This is a genomic window from Flavobacterium sp. Root935 (genome assembly GCF_001429295.1).
Taxonomy (GTDB): domain Bacteria; phylum Bacteroidota; class Bacteroidia; order Flavobacteriales; family Flavobacteriaceae; genus Flavobacterium.
Genome location: NZ_LMJL01000010.1, coordinates 615,388 through 635,426 on the forward strand (window position 1 = coordinate 615,388; position 20,039 = coordinate 635,426).

18 protein-coding genes are annotated in these 20,039 nt (G+C 32.6%); 10 read left to right on the forward strand and 8 right to left on the reverse strand.

The window, feature by feature from the left end; genetic code table 11:
• Positions 1-29 precede the first annotated feature (29 nt).
• From ASE40_RS13595 to accD, 3 genes are all read left to right on the forward strand, one after another.
• Positions 30-2,603 carry a BamA/TamA family outer membrane protein gene (locus tag ASE40_RS13595; RefSeq protein ID WP_082586809.1) on the forward strand — a complete coding sequence of 858 codons (2,574 nt, stop codon included), beginning with the start codon at positions 30-32 and terminating at the stop codon, positions 2,601-2,603.
• 60 nt (positions 2,604-2,663) lie between these two features.
• The gene (gene fbaA / locus ASE40_RS13600; RefSeq protein ID WP_057117606.1) at positions 2,664-3,731 is read left to right on the forward strand and encodes a class II fructose-bisphosphate aldolase; all 1,068 of its coding nucleotides are present in this window, start codon (positions 2,664-2,666) and stop codon (positions 3,729-3,731) included.
• 75 nt (positions 3,732-3,806) lie between these two features.
• Complete coding sequence (gene accD / locus ASE40_RS13605; RefSeq protein WP_026728501.1) at positions 3,807-4,661, forward strand: acetyl-CoA carboxylase, carboxyltransferase subunit beta; 855 nt, start codon at positions 3,807-3,809, stop codon at positions 4,659-4,661.
• Between the two features lie 171 nt (positions 4,662-4,832).
• Here accD and ASE40_RS13610 read toward each other — a convergent pair whose 3' ends face one another.
• Together ASE40_RS13610 and ASE40_RS13615 are read right to left on the reverse strand one after the other, a co-directional pair.
• Positions 4,833-5,720 carry a cupin-like domain-containing protein gene (locus tag ASE40_RS13610; RefSeq protein ID WP_057117607.1) on the reverse strand — a complete coding sequence of 296 codons (888 nt, stop codon included), beginning with the start codon at positions 5,718-5,720 and terminating at the stop codon, positions 4,833-4,835.
• Between the two features lie 79 nt (positions 5,721-5,799).
• The gene (locus ASE40_RS13615; protein WP_057117608.1) at positions 5,800-7,047 is read right to left on the reverse strand and encodes an ABC transporter permease; all 1,248 of its coding nucleotides are present in this window, start codon (positions 7,045-7,047) and stop codon (positions 5,800-5,802) included.
• Positions 7,048-7,212: 165 nt separating this feature from the next.
• Between ASE40_RS13615 and purH the strand changes: the two genes are divergently transcribed.
• From purH to rodA, 6 genes are all read left to right on the forward strand, one after another.
• A complete protein-coding gene (purH, locus tag ASE40_RS13620; protein ID WP_057117609.1) occupies positions 7,213-8,739 on the forward strand; it encodes a bifunctional phosphoribosylaminoimidazolecarboxamide formyltransferase/IMP cyclohydrolase in 1,527 nt (508 codons plus the stop codon).
• A 54-nt stretch (positions 8,740-8,793) separates the two neighbouring features.
• Positions 8,794-9,822: a rod shape-determining protein gene (locus ASE40_RS13625; RefSeq protein WP_008466528.1), complete on the forward strand. Its 1,029-nt coding sequence runs from the start codon at positions 8,794-8,796 to the stop codon at positions 9,820-9,822.
• A gap of 111 nt (positions 9,823-9,933) precedes the next feature.
• Complete coding sequence (gene mreC, locus ASE40_RS13630; protein WP_057117610.1) at positions 9,934-10,764, forward strand: rod shape-determining protein MreC; 831 nt, start codon at positions 9,934-9,936, stop codon at positions 10,762-10,764.
• Positions 10,757-11,263 (forward strand): hypothetical protein, encoded by a 507-nt coding sequence (locus ASE40_RS13635; protein WP_057117611.1) that lies wholly within the window; start codon positions 10,757-10,759, stop codon positions 11,261-11,263. The genes mreC and ASE40_RS13635 overlap by 8 nt, the downstream gene beginning before the upstream one ends.
• Complete coding sequence (mrdA, locus tag ASE40_RS13640; protein WP_057117612.1) at positions 11,260-13,233, forward strand: penicillin-binding protein 2; 1,974 nt, start codon at positions 11,260-11,262, stop codon at positions 13,231-13,233. Before ASE40_RS13635 ends, mrdA begins: the two co-directional genes overlap by 4 nt.
• 15 nt (positions 13,234-13,248) lie before the next feature.
• The gene (gene rodA, locus ASE40_RS13645) at positions 13,249-14,484 is read left to right on the forward strand and encodes a rod shape-determining protein RodA (RefSeq protein WP_057117613.1); all 1,236 of its coding nucleotides are present in this window, start codon (positions 13,249-13,251) and stop codon (positions 14,482-14,484) included.
• Between the two features lie 250 nt (positions 14,485-14,734).
• Here rodA and ASE40_RS13650 read toward each other — a convergent pair whose 3' ends face one another.
• The 6 genes from ASE40_RS13650 to xrtF all read right to left on the reverse strand — a co-directional run bounded on the left by ASE40_RS13650 (position 14,735) and on the right by xrtF (position 19,490).
• Positions 14,735-15,415 (reverse strand): DedA family protein, encoded by a 681-nt coding sequence (locus tag ASE40_RS13650; protein ID WP_057117614.1) that lies wholly within the window; start codon positions 15,413-15,415, stop codon positions 14,735-14,737.
• Between the two features lie 133 nt (positions 15,416-15,548).
• Positions 15,549-15,890, reverse strand: coding sequence for a heavy-metal-associated domain-containing protein (locus tag ASE40_RS13655; protein WP_057117615.1), 342 nt, complete (start codon positions 15,888-15,890; stop codon positions 15,549-15,551).
• A gap of 58 nt (positions 15,891-15,948) precedes the next feature.
• Complete coding sequence (locus tag ASE40_RS13660) at positions 15,949-17,955, reverse strand: TonB-dependent receptor plug domain-containing protein (RefSeq protein ID WP_057117616.1); 2,007 nt, start codon at positions 17,953-17,955, stop codon at positions 15,949-15,951.
• A 116-nt stretch (positions 17,956-18,071) separates the two neighbouring features.
• Complete coding sequence (locus tag ASE40_RS13665) at positions 18,072-18,470, reverse strand: HYC_CC_PP family protein (RefSeq protein ID WP_057117617.1); 399 nt, start codon at positions 18,468-18,470, stop codon at positions 18,072-18,074.
• A 47-nt stretch (positions 18,471-18,517) separates the two neighbouring features.
• Positions 18,518-18,964 carry an exosortase F system-associated membrane protein gene (locus ASE40_RS13670; RefSeq protein WP_057117688.1) on the reverse strand — a complete coding sequence of 149 codons (447 nt, stop codon included), beginning with the start codon at positions 18,962-18,964 and terminating at the stop codon, positions 18,518-18,520.
• On the reverse strand, positions 18,954-19,490 hold the full coding sequence (gene xrtF, locus ASE40_RS13675; protein ID WP_057117618.1) for an exosortase family protein XrtF: 537 nt from the start codon (positions 19,488-19,490) through the stop codon (positions 18,954-18,956). Before xrtF ends, ASE40_RS13670 begins: the two co-directional genes overlap by 11 nt.
• A gap of 70 nt (positions 19,491-19,560) precedes the next feature.
• Between xrtF and ASE40_RS13680 the strand changes: the two genes are divergently transcribed.
• Entirely contained in the window at positions 19,561-20,016 is a 456-nt protein-coding gene (locus ASE40_RS13680) for a GAF domain-containing protein (protein WP_057117619.1), read from the forward strand.
• Positions 20,017-20,039: the final 23 nt, after the last annotated feature.

Consider the following 20,039-nt stretch of genomic DNA (forward strand, 5'->3'; position numbering starts at 1 on the left):
GTACTTTTGAATTAAATATTAAAAAACACTTGAAAAATAATTCCACAAAAATAATAGCATTTCTTCTAATTGCAATACTTATTTGCGCTTGTAATGCCGTAAAAAGAGTTCCCGATGGAAAAAACCTTCTTGTAAAAAACAATATTATAGTAAATGGCAAATCTTCAAACGACGAAATTGCCACAAATCAAATGTATCAAAAACCTAATGGTAAACTATTGGGTTACAAACTTCGATTGAATTTATACAATTTAGCCAATTTAAATCCAGACTCAACTTACCAGGCAAAATTCAAAAACAATCCTGGCAAATATGAGCGTATGTCTAAAATATTATCTGCAAAACAAGTAGATCGTCTGGGACAGTCTTTTTATTACAAAGGAATTCATGAGTTTTTAAAAAATACTGGCGAACCTCCTGTAATTATTGATACTTCTAAAACTAAAAAATCATTGCTTCGTTTGAAATTCTATTATTTCAATAATGGTTATTTTAATGTGAAGACTGATTATACTATTGATACAGTTGGACGAAAAAGAGCCGCAATTAATTATAACATCACTACTGGTCCTGCTTATAAGCTGGATACAATCAAAAGTAATATATTGACACCTGCACTAGATTCATTATACAAAACAAATAATGAACCTTCTTTGTTAAAATCTGGCAATCAATACAAAACTACAGATTTTGAAGATGAAAAAAATCGTATTACAACATATTTCAGGAATCATGGTGCATATTACTTTCAGCCCACTTACGTAACTTTTGATATTGATACCATTGGTAAAAAGAATAAAGCTGATGTTACTTTAAATATTACTAATAATGTTATTCAAGGAAGAGATTCAAGCCGTACTGAACCTTTCAAACTATACACTATTAGCGACGTTAATATTTACACCGATTATTCTGCCGCAAATTCAAAGAAAAAACCAACCGACAGCACAACATACAATAATTTCAATCTTTACAGTTACAACAAACTTAAGTACAAGCCTCGTGCCATAACTGATGCTATTTTTATAACCAAAGGAAGTACTTTCGCAGATTTTAGAACTACCCTTTCTTCTCGTTATTTAAATAATTTAAAGATTTTTAATTATCCTTCAATACAATATGAAGTAGACAAAAGAGATTCTACTGCTCAATCTCTTATTGCTAATGTTTATTTAACGCCTAGAAAAAAATATAGTTTTGGGGCAACTTTCGACGTAACACATTCTAACATTCAAGATTTTGGAATTGGAGCAAGTGTTTCTGAAACCATACGAAATGTATTTAATCGTGCCGAAACCTTAGAAATTTCTGCCCGTTTAAATATTGGTTCTTCAAGAGATATGGCAAATCCGAATAACAATTTCTTCAATGTTTCCGAATATGGTTTGGATCTTAAATTGAACTTTCCGAGAATTTTACTGCCTTTTGGAACTGAAAAAATCATTCCTAAAAGTATGATTCCGTCGACCTCTATTACTTCTGGTTTTTCAAAACAGCGGAATATTGGTTTAGATAAAGAGAATTTTACTGGAGGTATTGCTTATAATTGGTCGCCAAAACGTCATAACACTGCAAAATTAGAATTATTGAATGCACAGTTTGTTCGTAATTTAAATCCTGGCAATTATTTTAATGTCTATACATCTTCTTATAATGATTTGAATAATATTGGAAAAGATTACAATATTAACCCACTTAACTGGGGAGAAACAACAGAAGAGCAAAATAGAAAAGACCTAACGATACCTAATGGAACTACAGGTTTTACCAATGACGTTTTAACCAATCAAACAGCTTTACTGCCTGGAAATCCGGAATATAAAGAGGTACAAAGTATTGAAGAGCGCCGCATTAGGCTGACAGAAAATGATTTTATTTTGGCTACAAGTTATTCTTTCACTAAAACAACCAAAAAAGATTTAGCAGATAATAACTTCTATCAATTTAGAACAAAAATAGAATCGGCAGGAACATTATTATCTGCGATTTCAAGCATAGGAAATCTACCTAAAAATGCAAGAGGTAATTATGAGATATTCAACTTAGAATACTCAGAGTATATCAAAACCGAATTTGATTACATTAAACACTGGGATTTCGGAAAAGAAAAAGTGCTTGCTGTAAGAAGCTTTTTCGGAATTGCAATTCCTTTTGGAAATTCAAATTATATTCCATTTTCACGAAGTTATTATGGCGGAGGTTCAAATGACAACCGTGCATGGCAGCCTTATGCTTTAGGACCTGGAAGCACAAATGCTGTAAATGACTTTAATGAGGCAAATATGAAAATTGCAATGAGTGCAGAATTTCGTTTCAAAATTGCCGGAGATGTAAAGGGAGCGATCTTTGCAGATGCTGGAAATATCTGGAATGTGCTCGATAATGTTACTGATGAGAAAGCAAAATTTGACAACTTAAACGATTTAGAAGAAATTGCTTTAGGTACAGGATTTGGTTTAAGATACGATTTAAGCTTTTTTGTTATTCGTTTAGATTTAGGCTTTAAGACTTATAATCCGGCACATGAGAAGGGAGATCGATGGTTTAAAGAATATAATTTTGGACACTCGGTTTTAAATTTTGGTATAAATTATCCGTTCTAATGCTAATTAATTCTTATTTTTGCAACCTAAAAACTAAAAACAACTATAAAAAAAATTACAATGGCACACAATATTAAACCCGGAGTAGCTACAGGAGATCAAGTTCAGGAGATTTTTAATTATGCGAAAGAAAAAGGATTTGCTTTACCTGCAGTAAACGTTACAGGATCTAGTACAATTAATGGAGTTCTAGAAACTGCAGCAAAATTAAATGCACCGGTTATCATTCAATTTTCTAACGGAGGAGCACAATTCAACGCTGGAAAAGGATTATCAAATGCAGGCGAAAAAGCAGCAATCGCTGGTGGTATCGCTGGAGCAAAACACATTCACACTTTAGCAGAAGCTTACGGTGCAACTGTAATTTTACATACTGACCACTGTGCAAAAAAATTATTACCTTGGATCGATGGTTTATTAGATGCTTCTGAAAAACACTTTGCAGAAACAGGAAAACCATTATTCAGTTCTCACATGATCGATTTGTCTGAGGAGCCAATCGAAGAAAACATAGAGATCTGTAAAGAATATTTAGCAAGAATGAGCAAAATGGGCATGACATTGGAAATCGAACTTGGTATTACAGGTGGAGAAGAAGATGGTGTAGACAACTCTGATGTTGACAGCTCAAAATTATATACACAACCAGAAGAAGTAGCTTATGCTTACGAAGAATTATCTAAAGTAAGTCCTAAATTTACAATTGCTGCTGCTTTTGGAAACGTTCACGGTGTTTACAAACCAGGAAACGTAAAATTAACTCCAAAAATCTTAAAAAATTCTCAAGATTTCGTACAAAAGAAATTCAACACTGGACACAACCCAGTAGATTTCGTTTTCCACGGAGGTTCAGGTTCTACACTTGAAGAAATCAGAGAAGGAATTAGCTACGGAGTTATCAAAATGAACATCGATACAGATTTACAGTTTGCATACACTGAAGGAATCCGTGATTATATGGTTAAAAACCTTGACTATTTAAAATCTCAAATTGGAAACCCAGAAGGTGCTGATGCTCCTAACAAAAAATATTATGACCCAAGAAGATGGGTTCGTGAAAGCGAAGTAACATTCAACGCAAGACTTGAACAAGCTTTTGCTGATTTAAATAATGTGAATACACTATAATAAAAAAGTTTAAAGTTTCAGGTTTCAGGTTTAGCAACTTTAAACTTTAAACCTGAAACAAAAAAAACATTCAATATGGCTTGGTTTAAAAGACAAGAAAAAGGGATTACGACCGCTACAGAAGATAAGATGGACGTTCCGAAAGGATTGTGGTACAAATCTCCTACTGGAAAAATTATTGATGCTGACGAATTAGCTCGTAACTTATTCGTAAGCCCTGAAGATGATTTTCACGTTCGAATTGGAAGCGCAACCTATTTTGAAATTTTATTCGACAACAACGAATTTGTTGAGTTAGATAAAAACATGACATCAAAAGATCCTTTGCATTTTGTGGATACAAAAAAATATGCAGAGAGATTAAAAGATGTAATGGAAAAAACTCATCTTAAAGACGCTGTGCGTACGGGAGTAGGAAAATCTAAAGGAAGAGAACTTGTAATCTGCTGTATGGATTTTGCCTTTATTGGTGGATCTATGGGAGCTGTTGTAGGTGAAAAAATTGCAAGAGGTATTGATCACGCGATCAAAAACAAACTGCCTTTTGTTATGATTTCTAAATCTGGTGGAGCTCGTATGATGGAAGCTGCTTATTCTTTAATGCAATTAGCTAAAACTTCTGTAAAACTAGCTCAATTAGCTGAAGCTAAATTACCTTATATCTCTCTTTGTACAGATCCAACAACTGGAGGAACAACTGCATCTTACGCTATGTTAGGAGACATTAATATCTCTGAACCAGGCGCTTTGATTGGCTTTGCTGGCCCACGTGTTGTTCGTGATACTACTGGAAAAGATTTACCAGAAGGTTTCCAAACTGCTGAGTTTCTTTTAGAGCACGGTTTCTTAGACTTTATCACGCCAAGAAAAGAATTGAAAGATAAGATCAACTTATATATCGATTTGATTCAAAACAATGATATTAGATAGTTTTTGAACTATTCAAAATAGAAAAATCCCAAGAAATTGCTTCTTGGGATTTTTTTATATCTACTGATGTGTCGTTCCTACAGAACTTTTTTACTGAATAAATTCACCATAAACATGACATTGAATAGCAATCCTAAAATCCTTCTTCTTTGAAAAAACAAAAAAATTAAATCATCCCGCTTTTTTCAAATCCTTTTTCAATTCCCTATCAGCAATTTTAAAAGCTAGTTTCTCACGCCAAATTGCATAGCGTTCTCTAAAAACTACTTTTATGGCGCTATCGACTGCACCATGCATAAATAAGCTCCAAACGCTTCCCATTTTTCGAGTTATTGATCTATCCCACGCACGAAGACTTAGCGAGAAAGAGCCGTCTATGTAGCGCATCCAGTGCCACATTCCGGTAGGCATGAATAGAGTGTCTCCGTGTTCTAGGAAAACCTCATAGCCTTCTACTCCTTTTAGTGCCGGAAATTTTTCAAAATCTGGATTGGCAACATCATAATCTTCTAAAGCGTAAGTAGTATTTGGCACACAATAGAGCCTCTTTTTCCATTTATTATCGAACAAGATTATATGTTTTCTGCCACCAAAATGTGTGTGAAAGAGATGTGGTAGATCAATATCGTAATGCAGGAAAGTAATCGCCTTTGAGCCTCCAAAAAACATAGCAGGCATACTTTCTATAAAACCACCCATTAATTCTTTGGGAATTTTTACATCATTAATTAATTCAGGCCTGTGTTTAAAAAGATTAAAGAAAAAAATACGTAATTGAGTCGGCTCCCTTTTTATTAAATCGAGATATTCACCAAATTTCATACTGGCAATAGAAGCATTAATTACTTTTGCAGGATCTGCCTTAGAATTATCAACTAGCTTTACTTCAATATCTCCTGCAATTTCTTTAAAATAATCCGTAGACCATTTTTCTCGTGCAGGCCAATCTTTGGTTAATCCTTTTATTATAAGAGGCTTTCTTTTATCTAGATAATTCTTTTTAAAATCTTCTCTAGAAATAGATTCAACTGTATCAACATTTTTTAGGATAAAGCTCATTGTTTTCCGATTTAAATTATCTACACCACCACAACAATTATTCTAGTTTTAAAATTTCAGAAGCAAATACACACAATAACTACATTCCAGTTCGAATAGCTTCTACGGGATCTAGATTTGCTGCAGAAATAGCAGGTAAAATTCCCGAAACTAAACCGATAAATGCCGCTAAACCAGTTCCTAAAAGAATATTTCCTAAACTCAAAACAAATTCAAAGTCAAGTAATTTAGTTAAGACTAAAGCAATTCCCCAAACCATAAGAAGTCCAATGATTCCGCCTATAACTGATAAAATTACAGCTTCAAATAAAAACTGGAATAAGATAAATTTATTTTTTGCTCCTAATGATTTCTGAATTCCGATAAGGTTTGTCCTTTCTTTAACAGAAACAAACATAATATTAGCAATTCCGAAACCACCAACCAAAAGCGAAAATCCACTGATTATCCATCCAACAACATTCATTTGTCCTAGAATCCCGTCAATAAAATCAGTAAATCCAGAAAGTACATTAATAAAGAAATTATCCATTTCTCCTGCTTTCATTCCGCGAATAGCTCGGAGTTTTTGAGCTATTTGAGCTTTATAAGCTTCCATGTCTACTCCTTTAACTGGTTTTAAAATAATTACTGGTGTCATGGCATCAGTGTCCCCGTACATTCTGCGTAAAAAATTGGCTGGAAGATAAACCGAAGTATCATTACTATCTCCAAAAAAACCTGCTCCTTGTTTTGCCATTACACCAATGACGGTAAATCGCTGTCCGTACAAACGGATATTTTTTCCAATTGGATCACTTGAACCAAAAAGTCCTTCAGCAATATCATATCCAAGAACAATAACTGCTGTTCCAGAATTAGATTCAGATTCGTTATAAAATCTGCCTTTATCGAAACTTAATCCATCAATGTTAACCATTTCGCTTGACGATGGAACAATATTTACATCACTAACCGTTTTAGAATCGTATTTTAAACTTTCTCTATTTACAAAAAGCTGATATCCTACTTGATCAGTATCGTTCATTGAATTTTTCAACCCTATATACTCATCATATTTTACATTTGGAAACTGTTCTCTTTTCCATTGTGGAATTTCAGATGGCCCAAAGCAGAATTTCATTAAATAAATCGTATTTTTATCTAAACTGCTCAAATCTTTAGAGATTTTTTTATCTAAAGAGTCAACGGCAGCCAAAACAGCAATAATTGAAAAAATACCAATTGTAACACCTAAGAGCGACAACAAAGTACGTAATTTATTATTTCGCAAAGCGTTGATAGCAAAGCTCAGACTTTCTTTTAATAATCTTAAATAAACAAGCATATTTTAGTATTTTTCAATAAAGTAAAATTCAATAATTTAAAATCAAAAACCTAATAAAAGTTAACTTACTCATCAGTAGATTTTTTTAGCATTTTGTTACACTAATTTTTTTTAATATAATATATAAAAAAACTACTTTTGCAGTCTCAAAATCATAACTACAAAATGAGCACAACTAAAAAAATACAATCGGCATTAATTTCTGTTTTTTCGAAAGATGGATTAGAACCAATCGTTAGAAAATTACACGAACAAAATGTTACACTTTATTCTACTGGAGGAACTGAAGATTTTATCAAAAACCTTGGAATTCCTGTAGTTCCTGTTGAAGACATTACATCTTTTCCTGAAATTCTTGGAGGAAGAGTTAAAACTTTACATCCAAAAATTTTCGGTGGTATCTTGAATCGTCAGGATAATGAAAGTGATGTACAACAAATGAAGGAATTTGATATTCCTCAAATCGATTTAGTTATCGTTGATTTGTATCCTTTTGAAAAAACAGTTGCTTCTGGTGCAAGCGAACAAGATATTATTGAAAAAATTGATATTGGCGGAATTTCATTAATTCGTGCTGGTGCAAAAAATTTCAAAGACACTGTAATTGTAGCTTCTGTGAATGAATACAGTTTGCTTTTAGATTTAATTACAGAACAAGACGGAGCAACAACTCTTGAAAACAGAAGATTGTTTGCCACTAAAGCGTTCCATGTTTCTTCTCATTATGACGGAGCTATTTTCAATTATTTCAACACAGACGAGACTATTTACAAAGAAAGTATTGCAAACGGTCAAGTTTTAAGATATGGTGAAAACCCTCACCAAAAAGGATTTTTCTTTGGAGATTTTGATGCAATGTTCAGCAAACTTCACGGAAAAGAATTATCATACAACAACTTACTTGATGTTGATGCTGCAGTAAATTTAATTGCTGAATTTAAAACTGACGGACCAACGTTCGCAATTTTAAAACATAACAATGCTTGCGGTTTAGCGTCAAGAAAAACAATCAGCGAAGCTTATTTAGCAGCTTTGGCTTGCGATCCTACATCTGCTTTTGGAGGTGTTTTAATTTCAAATACTAAAATTGATTTAGCTACAGCTCAGGAAATCAACAAATTATTCTGCGAAGTAGTTATTGCTCCAGCGTATGATGATGAAGCTGTTGCTGTTTTACAAGAAAAGAAAAACAGAATTATATTAGTTCAAAATGATGTTGAATTACCATCTCGCCAAGTAAGAACTTGTCTTAATGGATTGTTAATTCAGGATAGAAATAATATTACGGATAATAAAGAGCATTTAAAAACCGTTACTATAACAGAACCTACTGCTCAGGAGATCGAAGATTTGATCTTTGCTTCTAAAATCTGCAAGAATACAAAATCAAACACAATTGTTTTTGCTAAGAATGGAACATTGATTTCATCAGGTACAGGTCAGACTTCAAGAGTTGACGCCTTAATACAAGCTGTTGATAAAGCAAAAGCTTTTGGATTTGATTTAAATGGAGCTTCGATGGCGAGTGATGCATTTTTCCCATTTCCGGATTGTGTAGAATTAGCCAAAAAAGCAGGAATTACAGCAGTAATTCAGCCAGGAGGTTCGATAAAAGACGAATTAAGCATAAATTATTGCAACGAAAATAATCTTGCAATGGTATTTACAGGAACTCGTCATTTTAAACATTAATTTGTTTAACTTTGTTCAAAATAATTTATAACATTTTAAACCCCTAAAAAACTTATGGGATTTTTTGATTTCATGACTGAGGATATTGCAATAGACCTTGGTACCGCAAACACTTTAATCATTCATAATGATAAAGTTGTTATTGACAGCCCCTCTATCGTAGCACGTGATAGAGTATCAGGCAAAATCATCGCTGTTGGTAAAGAAGCCAACATGATGCAAGGTAAAACGCATGAAAACATCAAGACCATAAGGCCTTTAAAAGATGGTGTAATTGCAGATTTTGACGCGTCAGAAAAAATGATCAATATGTTCATTAAAAGTATTCCTGCGTTAAAAAAGCGAATGTTTACACCAGCATTAAGAATGGTAGTTTGTATTCCTTCTGGAATTACTGAGGTTGAAATGCGTGCAGTAAAAGAATCTTGTGAGCGTGTAAATGGAAAAGAAGTTTACTTGATTCACGAACCAATGGCCGCTGCAATCGGTATTGGAATTGACATCATGCAGCCAAAAGGAAACATGATTGTTGACATTGGAGGTGGTACAACAGAAATCGCTGTAATTGCTTTAGGTGGTATTGTATGTGATAAATCTGTAAAAATTGCCGGTGACGTTTTCACAAATGATATTGTTTATTATATGCGTACACAACATAACCTTTTTGTTGGAGAAAGTACTGCTGAAAAAATAAAAATTCAAATTGGAGCTGCAATCGAAGATTTAGATGGTCCGCCAGAAGACATGTCTGTTCAAGGTAGAGATTTACTTACTGGTAAACCGAAACAAGTAGATGTTTCTTACCGTGAAATTGCAAAAGCTTTAGACAAATCTATTCAACGTATCGAGGATGCAGTAATGGAAACATTATCTCAAACTCCTCCTGAGTTAGCTGCCGATATTTATAATACTGGTATCTATTTAGCGGGTGGTGGATCTATGTTGAGAGGTCTTGACAAACGTATTTCTCAAAAAACAGATTTACCTGTTTACATTGCAGAAGATCCTTTAAGAGCTGTTGTTCGCGGTACAGGAATGGCACTTAAAAATATTGCAAAATTTAAAAGTATCTTAATCAAATAAGATTCAAAATAACAATCAATTTACTTTTATAAGGGTCAAATTTTTAATATTTGATCCTTATAAAATCTGAAACCATAAAGCATATCCTGAAACAAAATAACCAAACAAGAAATGCAGCAAATTTTTAATTTCATTATAAGAAACAGTAATCGATTGCTGTTTTTGCTGCTTTTAGGTATTTCGTTAGGACTCACAATTCAATCTCATTCTTATCACAGAAGCAAGGTAATCAGTTCTGCTAATTTTTTAAGCGGCGGTGTTTATGAAAAAATAAATCGTGTAAATGAATATTTGAATTTAAGAGCTGAAAACGACGAACTTGTACTTGAGAACGCAAGATTAAAAAGTCTTTTATTCAACAAGGAAGACACTACAAAATTACCTTTACCTGACAGTATCAAAGGCGTAAAACCTGCTGACATAATCGTATCAAAAGTAATTCACAACTCTTATAATACACATGAAAATTACATCACCTTAAATGCTGGAAGCAATGAAGGGATTAAACAAGATATGGGTGTTATTAATAGCTTAGGAATTATTGGAGTCGTTGATAATACTTCGCCAAGATATTCTACTGTTGTGAGTATTTTAAACATGAAATCGCAGATTAATGCTAAAATCAAAAAATCAAATCATTTTGGTTCATTAACTTGGGATGGAAAAAGTACAGGATTTGTGCAATTAGAAGATGTTCCTAGATTAGCTTCTATTAGAAAAGGCGATACTATTGTAACTGGAGGTCAATCTGTGATTTTCCCAGAAGGAATCAATATTGGTACGGTAGATAAAATATACATCAAAAAGAATACAAGTTATTATGTCATAAATGTTAAGCTATTTAATGACATGACAAATCTTGGACACGTTTATATTATCAAGAGTAAGGACAGAGAAGAACTTATTAATTTAGAAAACAAAAGCAAAGAAAAAGATGAATAGCGCTTTGTTGGTAAATATTTTTCGATTTATTATGCTGCTGGCAATTCAGATTGTTATATTCAACAATATGAATTTCTTAGGATACATAAGTCCTTTTCCGTATATCTTGTACATTATTTTGTATCCTGTAAACAGCAATAAAGCTGGTTTAATTCTTTCTAGTTTCTTACTAGGAATAACAATGGATATGTTTTGTAATTCTGGTGGAATACATGCAACTGCTTGTGTTATTCTAGCCTACTACAGGCCTTATATTTTCAAATTTTCATTCGGACTTAGTTACGAATATCAAACCATAAAATTAAATGAGTCTCTAACTCCAGAGCGTTTTTCATTTATTTTGGTTTCGGTTTTAATACACCACATTGTATTATTTGTTCTCGAAGCATTTCAGTTTAAATTTATCTGGGACATTTTACTCCGAACCTTATTTAGCTCTATCTTTACTATAATCACCTCAATAATAATAATTTATCTTATTAAGCCCAATAAACGATGAGAAAAGTTCTGCTGCCCACTATAATTATTATTGCAGCATCTTTGCTAGTGATTAGGATATTTTATCTGCAGATTATTGACGATTCTTTTAAATTGAAATCAGAAAATAATGCGATAAAAAAAGTTTATGATTACCCTGAGCGAGGTTACATTTACGATCGAAATGGAAAACTTCTTGTGGCTAATCAGGCTTCGTATGATATTATGGTAATTCCTAGAGAAGTAAAGAAAGACCTTAATATTGCTGAATTTTGTAATCTTCTAAATATTACTCAAGAAGAATATCATAAACGTATTGAAAAGGCAAAAGTATACAGTCCGAGACTTCCTTCTGTTTTTCTATCGCAATTAAATAAAACTGAATTTGCTGCTTTTCAAGAAAAAATCAGAAAGTATGAAGGCTTTTATTTCCAAAAAAGATCTTTACGTGATTATGAAGTAGATTATGGTGCAAATATTTTTGGTTTCATCACACAAGTTAATGAGAAATTAATTGCCAAGAATCCTTACTATAACAGTGGTGATTTAATCGGAAAACAAGGTGTAGAAGAAAGTTACGAAGAAATTTTACGTGGTATAAAAGGTGTAAAATACATTCAAAAAGATAAATACAACCGAGAGATTGGTCCCTATAAAGAAGGAAAATACGATACGATTGCCGTTGCCGGAGAAGATATCAACTTGACTATTGATGCTGAACTTCAAAAATATGGTGAAGAATTAATGATCAATAAGCGAGGAGGAATTGTTGCCCTTGAGCCTAAATCTGGTGAAATCTTAGCGCTTGTCACCGCTCCTTCTTACGATCCAGGTATTTTAGTAGGACGTCAGAGATCTAAAAATTATACGCTTTTATATCGTGATTCTATCGCGAAACCGTTATACGACAGAGGACTTTTAGCAGAATATCCACCAGGTTCTCCATTTAAAATTCTTACTGGATTAGTTGCACTTCAAGAAGGTGTAGTTAATGAGCAAACCACTTTTATGTGTCATCACGGATTTAGTTATGGAGGAGGCCGATTCATGAAATGTCACGGTTTTGGACCTCATCAACTGCATAATGGAATTTACAATTCTTGTAATACTTATTTTGGTCAGGCATACATGTTAACAATTAACAAATATTCTGATCCTGGCAAAGCTGTAGATGTTTGGAGTGATCACGTAAGAAGTTTTGGTTTAGGACAATTTATGGGTTATGATTTACCAACTGGTAAAAAAGGAAATATTCCGACCTCTAAAACATATAAACGAATTTACCCTAACGGAGGATGGAGAAGTTCCACCATTGTATCAAATGCAATTGGTCAGGGTGAAGTTTTGATGACTCCGATTCAATTAGCCAATATGATGGCAACTGTTGCAAATCAGGGTTATTATTATACTCCTCATATCATTAAAAAGATTGAAGGAGAAAAAATTGACGAAAAGTTTACCACAAAGCATGTTACAACTATTGATCAGAAATATTTTCCGCCAGTTATCAGCGGATTATTTGATGTTTACAATAAAGGTACCGCATATGCTCTTAGAGTAGAAGGAATTGATATTTGCGGAAAAACTGGAACAGCTGAGAATTATGCAAAAATAAACGGTAAAAGAGAAAAGCTTAAAGATCACTCTATTTTTGTGGCTTTTGCACCAAAAGACAATCCGAAAATTGCAATTGCAGTTATGATTGAAAACGGAGGTTTTGGAGCAACTGTAGCTGGACCTATCGCGAGTTTAATGATTGAAAAATATCTTAGAAAAAAAATTACGAGAACTGATTTGGAAGTAAGAGTATTAAACAAAAGTTTGCTTTCTGAATATGCTAAATTGGGCGGATTAGGAGAGGCTCTTAAAATAGAATCTGTACCAAAAGATTCTGTTTTACAAGCCAAAATTGTAAAACCAAAAGCACCAGTCGCAACAGCACCAACCACTGAAGTTAAGAAAACAGCAGTAGACACTACTAAGAAAAACTAAGAAAGATTATTTCAAATGAAAAATCAAAGTGTAAAAAATAATATCGATTGGATAAGTGTCTTTATCTACATTGCGCTGGTAACTTTAGGTTGGCTGAATATTTATTCGTCTTCATTATTGTCAACTGACGGAACTTATCAAAAACAGCTTATTTTTATCTGCTGTACTATTCCTTTGATATTTATAGTTCTTTTTGTTGATGGTAAGTTTTATGAAAAATATGCCAGTATTATCTTTGGAGTTTCTCTCTTATCTCTTGCGGGCCTATTTCTTTTCGGAAAAACGATTGCAGGTCAGCGATGCTGGTATGCCATAGGAAGTTTTACTTTACAGCCTTCAGAATTTGCAAAAGCCGCAACTTCATTGGCGCTGGCTAAATACCTGAGTGACACTCAAATTAATTTAAAAGAAACCAACAGACAGATTCAGGCATTAGCTATTATGTTATTACCTGTAATACTTATTTTACCACAGCCAGATCCTGGAAGTGCTTTAATTTACAGTGTTTTTATCCTTGTTTTATATAGAGAAGGCCTACCTTCTTGGTATGTCTGGACCGCTTTTATTACTATTGTTCTCTTTGTTCTTACATTAGTACTAGAACCTTATGTAGTTGTCATAATTGCGTTTGTTGTATTAGCTATTATCCATTTCAAAGGCAGGGCTGTTGACCGCAATATAATTTTGAGCGCTATATTATTAGCCTTAATCTCTGGTTTTGTCTTTTCTGTTGATTACGTTTTTGATAACGTTTTTAAACAACACCATAGAGACCGTTTCAATATTTTATTAGGTAAAAGCGTCGATATGAAAGGTATTGGATATAATACCAATCAGTCTGAAATTGCAATTGGATCTGGGGGATGGATTGGAAAAGGTTTCTTGGAAGGAACACAAACCAAAGGCGGATTTGTACCCGAACAACATACCGATTATATCTTTACAACAGTTGGTGAAGAATGGGGATTTGCAGGCTCTTTAACCGTAATTGCACTTTTCGTTGGATTATTGCTTAGAGTAATTTATTTAGCTGAAAGACAAAAAACAAAATTCAGCCGAGTCTACGGATATTGTGTCGCAGGTATTCTCTTTATACACTTTTTTGTAAATATTGCGATGGTAATTGGAATATTCCCTACAATTGGGGTTCCTCTACCCTTCTTTTCATACGGAGGTTCTGGACTCTGGGGTTTTACCATTTTGTTGTTTATTTTTCTTAAAATGGACGCTAACAAAGTAAATGAATGGTAGGTTTTAAAATTGTTAATTGTTAACTACAAATTTTAAAACTTCTTACGAAACACTAACATTTACAGAAACTCTTACAAGTTCGTTCTAATAATCAAAAGTGTTTGTTATTTTCTTATATCCGGTTGAAACCGCACTATAGTAAATACTAGAGAGAATTCATTTATATAAATAGAAATTATTTCTAAATTAAATATGAAAATAAAAAAGTCCGAAGTTTTGAAGCTTCGGACTTTTTTATTTTTATTTCTTATTATATCTTTTCTGCTGGTCTCTTTTTCAAAAGCTTCATTAACACTGGGAATGTTGATATGATTACAATAATTATAATAATATATTCTATATGTTTTTTCAAATCTATTCCTTGTTTTAAAAAGATGCCGTACAAATAATGTCCTGCAAAAATTAATATGAAAGACCAAAGGAAAGAACTCAAAATATTATAAAACATAAACTTCTTTTTATCCATCGAAACAATTCCTGCAACTATTGGCGCAAACGTTCTAAAAATAGGAAGAAATCTAGCGTAGATAATGGCTTTTCCTCCATACTTTTCGAAGAAATCTTTTGATTGAAGCAGATATTTTTTCTTAAACCAGAATGAATCTTCTTTTTTAAATAAATAATAACCACTTTTGGCTCCAAACCAATAACCTGTCATATTTCCTAAAACTCCCATTATTCCAACTAAAGTCGCAAGTAGTAGTACATTTAAAAAATCGTTAGGAATAAACATAACATTTTCAATCAAGTCACGGCTATAAATACCTGCTAAAAAAAGCAAACTATCTCCAGGCAGAAAAAAACCTGCAAAAAGCCCTGTTTCAGCAAACACTATAAACAGCACAATAAACAACCCAATCTGAAAACCTCCGACACTTAAAGTAATATAAAATTCAGGGTTAATTAACTGGGTCCAATCAAAATTATTCATAAAACGAAGTTGGTTATCTTTATAAGTGTGTGAAAGTAACAATAATTTACTGTAACCGCAATAAAATGCGGTATTTTAAACATAAATTAACTATTAAAAAAAGCCCAAACTAACGCTTGGGCTTTAAAAATAATTATTCTCTTACGTACTTGCAGCAAGTGTGTAAATTGTCATAATCTGCTGTTTCAGCTTTAACCTCCTTAGTATCGTGACCTGCTTTTGCGACTGCCTTGTTTAAATCTAAAGGAGAAGATTTTTCTTCGTTTAAAATAACTGAAAGCTGATGCGAACTTATGTCCCAGCTAGCAGTTTTTACTCCGGGAACACCATAAGCCGCTTTTTCTATTCTCTTCTTACATTGTTCACAGTTTCCGTTTACTTCTGTGGTGTATTTTAAATTTTTATTCTTTTTAGTTTGTGCCTGCGCAGAAAACCCTAAAAAAGATATCATTACTATTAAAACTAATTTATTCATTTTGTTACTATTTATTAACGTTATATTGATTTTTGAAATTGTTATTACGATTAAAATTTTATTTAATCTTAAATCTTAAACCCGCGTAATACATTTGCCCAAAAATTGGAGCATATGCTACAGAGGCATCAAAATTTGGTCCAAAAGGATTCTCTGCACCTAGAATTGCTTTTTCTTGTCTATAGTTTCCAATATTTTCTCCTCCAATGTATACTTCAAAAACAGAAGAAAAAACACGAGTTACTTGTGCATTCATTACAGCATATGAAGGCGAAAAATCTGGAAATTGATCTGCCTCAGGATTGGAAGCCGTATAAGGCAATTGCTGCTTTCCAGACCAATTATAGGTAAAATCAAACCTCCATTGTTTGTCTTCATCCATTATTGTTTCATACTCTAAATTCCCTAAGAAGCGATGTTTTGCCTGTAGCGGACGTTGAAATGTTCCTCTTAAATAATCCGTTTGGATGTCATAATATTTATAGGCTGTTCTTAAATTTAAATTATGAATGAGCTCATAATTAAATTCCACTTGCAAACTATTGGCAAATGAGCTTCCTTTCTGATCATAAAACAACACTTGCTGCGGACTTTGCATTAAATCTACCACAGCTTGATTTTGAAAATCGGTTCTATAAAAGTCAAAACCGGCATCTGCATTTTTATTGAAAAGACGGAATTTCTGTGAAAAACTAATACCATAATTCCATGCAATTTCAGGGTTTAGTCCATATACTTTTCCGCTTGAATCCAAGATCGAAAAATTTCTTGAGCTGGCAAAAAGCTGCTGGTTTTCGGCAAAAATATTCGCTGTACGTTTTCCTCTGCCTGCAGAAAAACGAATAACACCATTTTTCCAAGGATTATATCGCATGTGTAATCTAGGAGTAACAAAAAATCCCAATCGATTATGATTATCTACTCGTCCTCCTAAAATCAAACTAAAATTATCTGTATTGTCATAAGTATATTCGAAGAATGCTCCAACCGAGTTATCAATTCGGCTGTAATCGGTAACATTTACAAATTCCTGATACTGATCGTATGTAAAATTCAAACCAGTCGTAAACTTATGCATTGTATTGTTTATGATGGAATTGAAAATCAAATTAGAATAAAAACTATTCTGTTTGATATCGTATTGATTTAAACCAAAATAAGAATCTTGTTTGTGACTGTTGAATGCATTTTGAAAACCAATACTTTGATAAGGCATATCTTTAAAAACATAACCTATTTTTGTTGATACATCAAAGCGTTCTGTATTGATCTCAGATCCCCAAAAATTTGTGGTTCCACGATCACGATCTTTATCAAAATCAACTTCTCCTGTTTGTTTTTTATCATTCATATACCTGAAATTGATAAAACTAACCAAACCACTTTCTGGATTATAATATTGGTAACGGTTTAAAACATTGATTTGTTTTCCTAACGGGTTGTCTAAAAATCCGTCATTGTTCATGTCGTTTTTGGCTACACGCGTGTTTCCGTGAACGAACAAACTTGTTGCCCATTTATCAGAAAGTTTTTTGTTGAAATGGGTATTTAATTCAAAACGAGAATCAGTTGAACCATAAACATTCAGGAAAAAAGGAATATCGCTTAAAGGTTTTAAAAGCTCAGTATTAATTTGACCTGAAATACTTTCGTAGCCATTAATAACACTCCCCGCTCCTTTAGTGATTTGCACGCTTTCGATCCACGTTCCTGGAGTAAATGATAAACCGTATGCTTGTGAAGCTCCCCTAACAGAAGGTATATTTTCTTCGGTAATCATTAAATAAGGACTTGTTAAACCGAGCATTTTAATTTGCTTGGTTCCTGTTAAGGCATCCGAAAAATTGACATCTATGGATGGATTTGTTTCGAAACTTTCGGCCAGATTACAACAAGCGGCTTTAAGCAGCTCTTTACTTGTAATTAAAGATGTGTTGGCTGTTACTGTGAAGGATTTTTTTATTCCTTTTTGCTTTTTATTAATTTTTACTTCCTCTAAATCTTCTTGCGAAAAAGCAGTAACAGAAAGCAAAAACGCCATAAAAAGCATTATATTTTTTTGCATAAAAAATGATTTTAATGTTGAAAAGAATTACATGTTTGATGTTTGATCAAAACAAAACCATCAAAATGTAAATGCAAAGTCTTAATCAAGACCTGCAGTGCATCTTAACATTAAAATCAGGAATAGAAAATATACTGATGGTATAATTTGAATAAGGGGGGCGCATTCGCATCAGAATAATACGAAAGAACTTCTTTCTTTTTAAAATTTGGAAGCGCTAAAAAAGCTAATGGTTTGTAGTCTTGAATAACAGCTGGAAATGCAAATTGGAAAAAGAAAAATTTGAAAGTTGCATTGTCTGACTTTTTTTCAAAATGAACTAGTTTATCCTTACAACAAGAATTCTTTTTCTCTTTTGAACCACAACATTTTTTTTCTACAACAGGCTCTACTGTTGTATTTAATGAAACGGAAGCAATTTTTCCTCCGCAATAGTGCACGTCAAAAGCAAACCCAATATTGGAAACCAATAAGAGGAACGCCAAAAATAGACCTGTACACTTTTTCAAATTCATACTGCAAAGCTATTCAAAAAACAATCGATAAAAAACAAAAAGAAATGTTATTTTTTTGAATTCTGAAGCTGATAATAGAATCCCGGAATAAACAGTAACACTAAAATAGGCTGGATTATGAATCTTCTTACATAGAAAAGAAGCCAGCTTGCATCTGGAAAATATTCTAGAATTACATAAAACATTCCCAATAGTACGACTAGAAACAAGGTATATATTAATAAACTAAATTTTAAAATATCACGATCTTTAAATAATGCGTAAATCAAGATCAAAGACAATACGGAATTTAATAAATAACGAAAAAAAAGTCCTAAAAAGAGCTTTGGAGTTTCAACTTGAGGATAAGGCTGACTATGAAAGTCATTTTTAAAATAGTTCAAAAACGGATCGTAAAACAATTTTGTTTCAAATGCTCTTATCAATGCAAAGCATACTACAATAACTATTGCTATGAAGATTTTAAACTTATTTTCTCTTAAATTATTTAGCATATTTTGAAAATCTATTAATCCATAAAATCCATAAAATAAAAACATAACCGTAAATTATTAACGGAAACAAAACTCCATGAAGAAATGCGTTTTGTTTTGGGAAATAGAATAACAGCACCGTTAAAAGAGCAATTCTAATTACGTTCAAAATATAAATAGAGATAAGTCCTAAGATTATAAATAAGAATGTTTTTTTAAACTTTCCAGAAAAAGCTGCGACAAATGAAACAAAAAGAATCATTACACTTACCGCGTTGCAGCCTTCGGTTATACGAGCTAAATAAGCACCATTCATAATAATCTCCTGCCAAGGATTTTGAGAGCTTTTTTGAATTATTACATCATAATTAAAAAGCTTTAACAACAACTCTGCATTTTTACCTGTAACTATAGTAATACCATCTAAATCGTCTGCTTCATAACTATTTAAATAAAATTTATAAAGCAAAGTCAAGACAATATATGTCAAGAAAAAGATGCTTACAAAAATCAAGAAAGGCTTAAACTGAACTAAATATTTTTTCAAGAGATTTTTTTTTCAAATTTATGTATTTTTTGAGTTCAGCTTTAAATACTTTTGTATAAAATTTTACATCATGACATTTCAAGAATTAGAACCACAAATAACCGCCATTGTTACTGGCAATGAAGCAAATAGAGACGAGAAATTATTAGCAATCTGCAAGCTTTTAAATGAAAATATAGAATATTACAACTGGGTTGGTTTTTATTTTGCCAATCACGAAGCGAAAACTTTGCATCTAGGTCCGTATGTTGGAGCAGAAACAGACCATACTGTTATACCTTTTGGAAAAGGAATTTGCGGACAAGTAGCAGAAAGTAATGCTAATTTTGTAGTGCCAGACGTTAAAGCACAGGATAATTATATTGCATGCAGTTTTACAGTGAAATCTGAAATAGTAGTTCCGTTATTTGTGAATGGAGTAAATATTGGTCAAATTGATATTGACAGTCATGTTATTGATCCGTTTACAGAGGCTGACGAAAGATTTTTAGAATTTGTTAATCAGGAAGTTGCTAAACTATTCTAGAAGGACTATTTTTAGTATAAAAA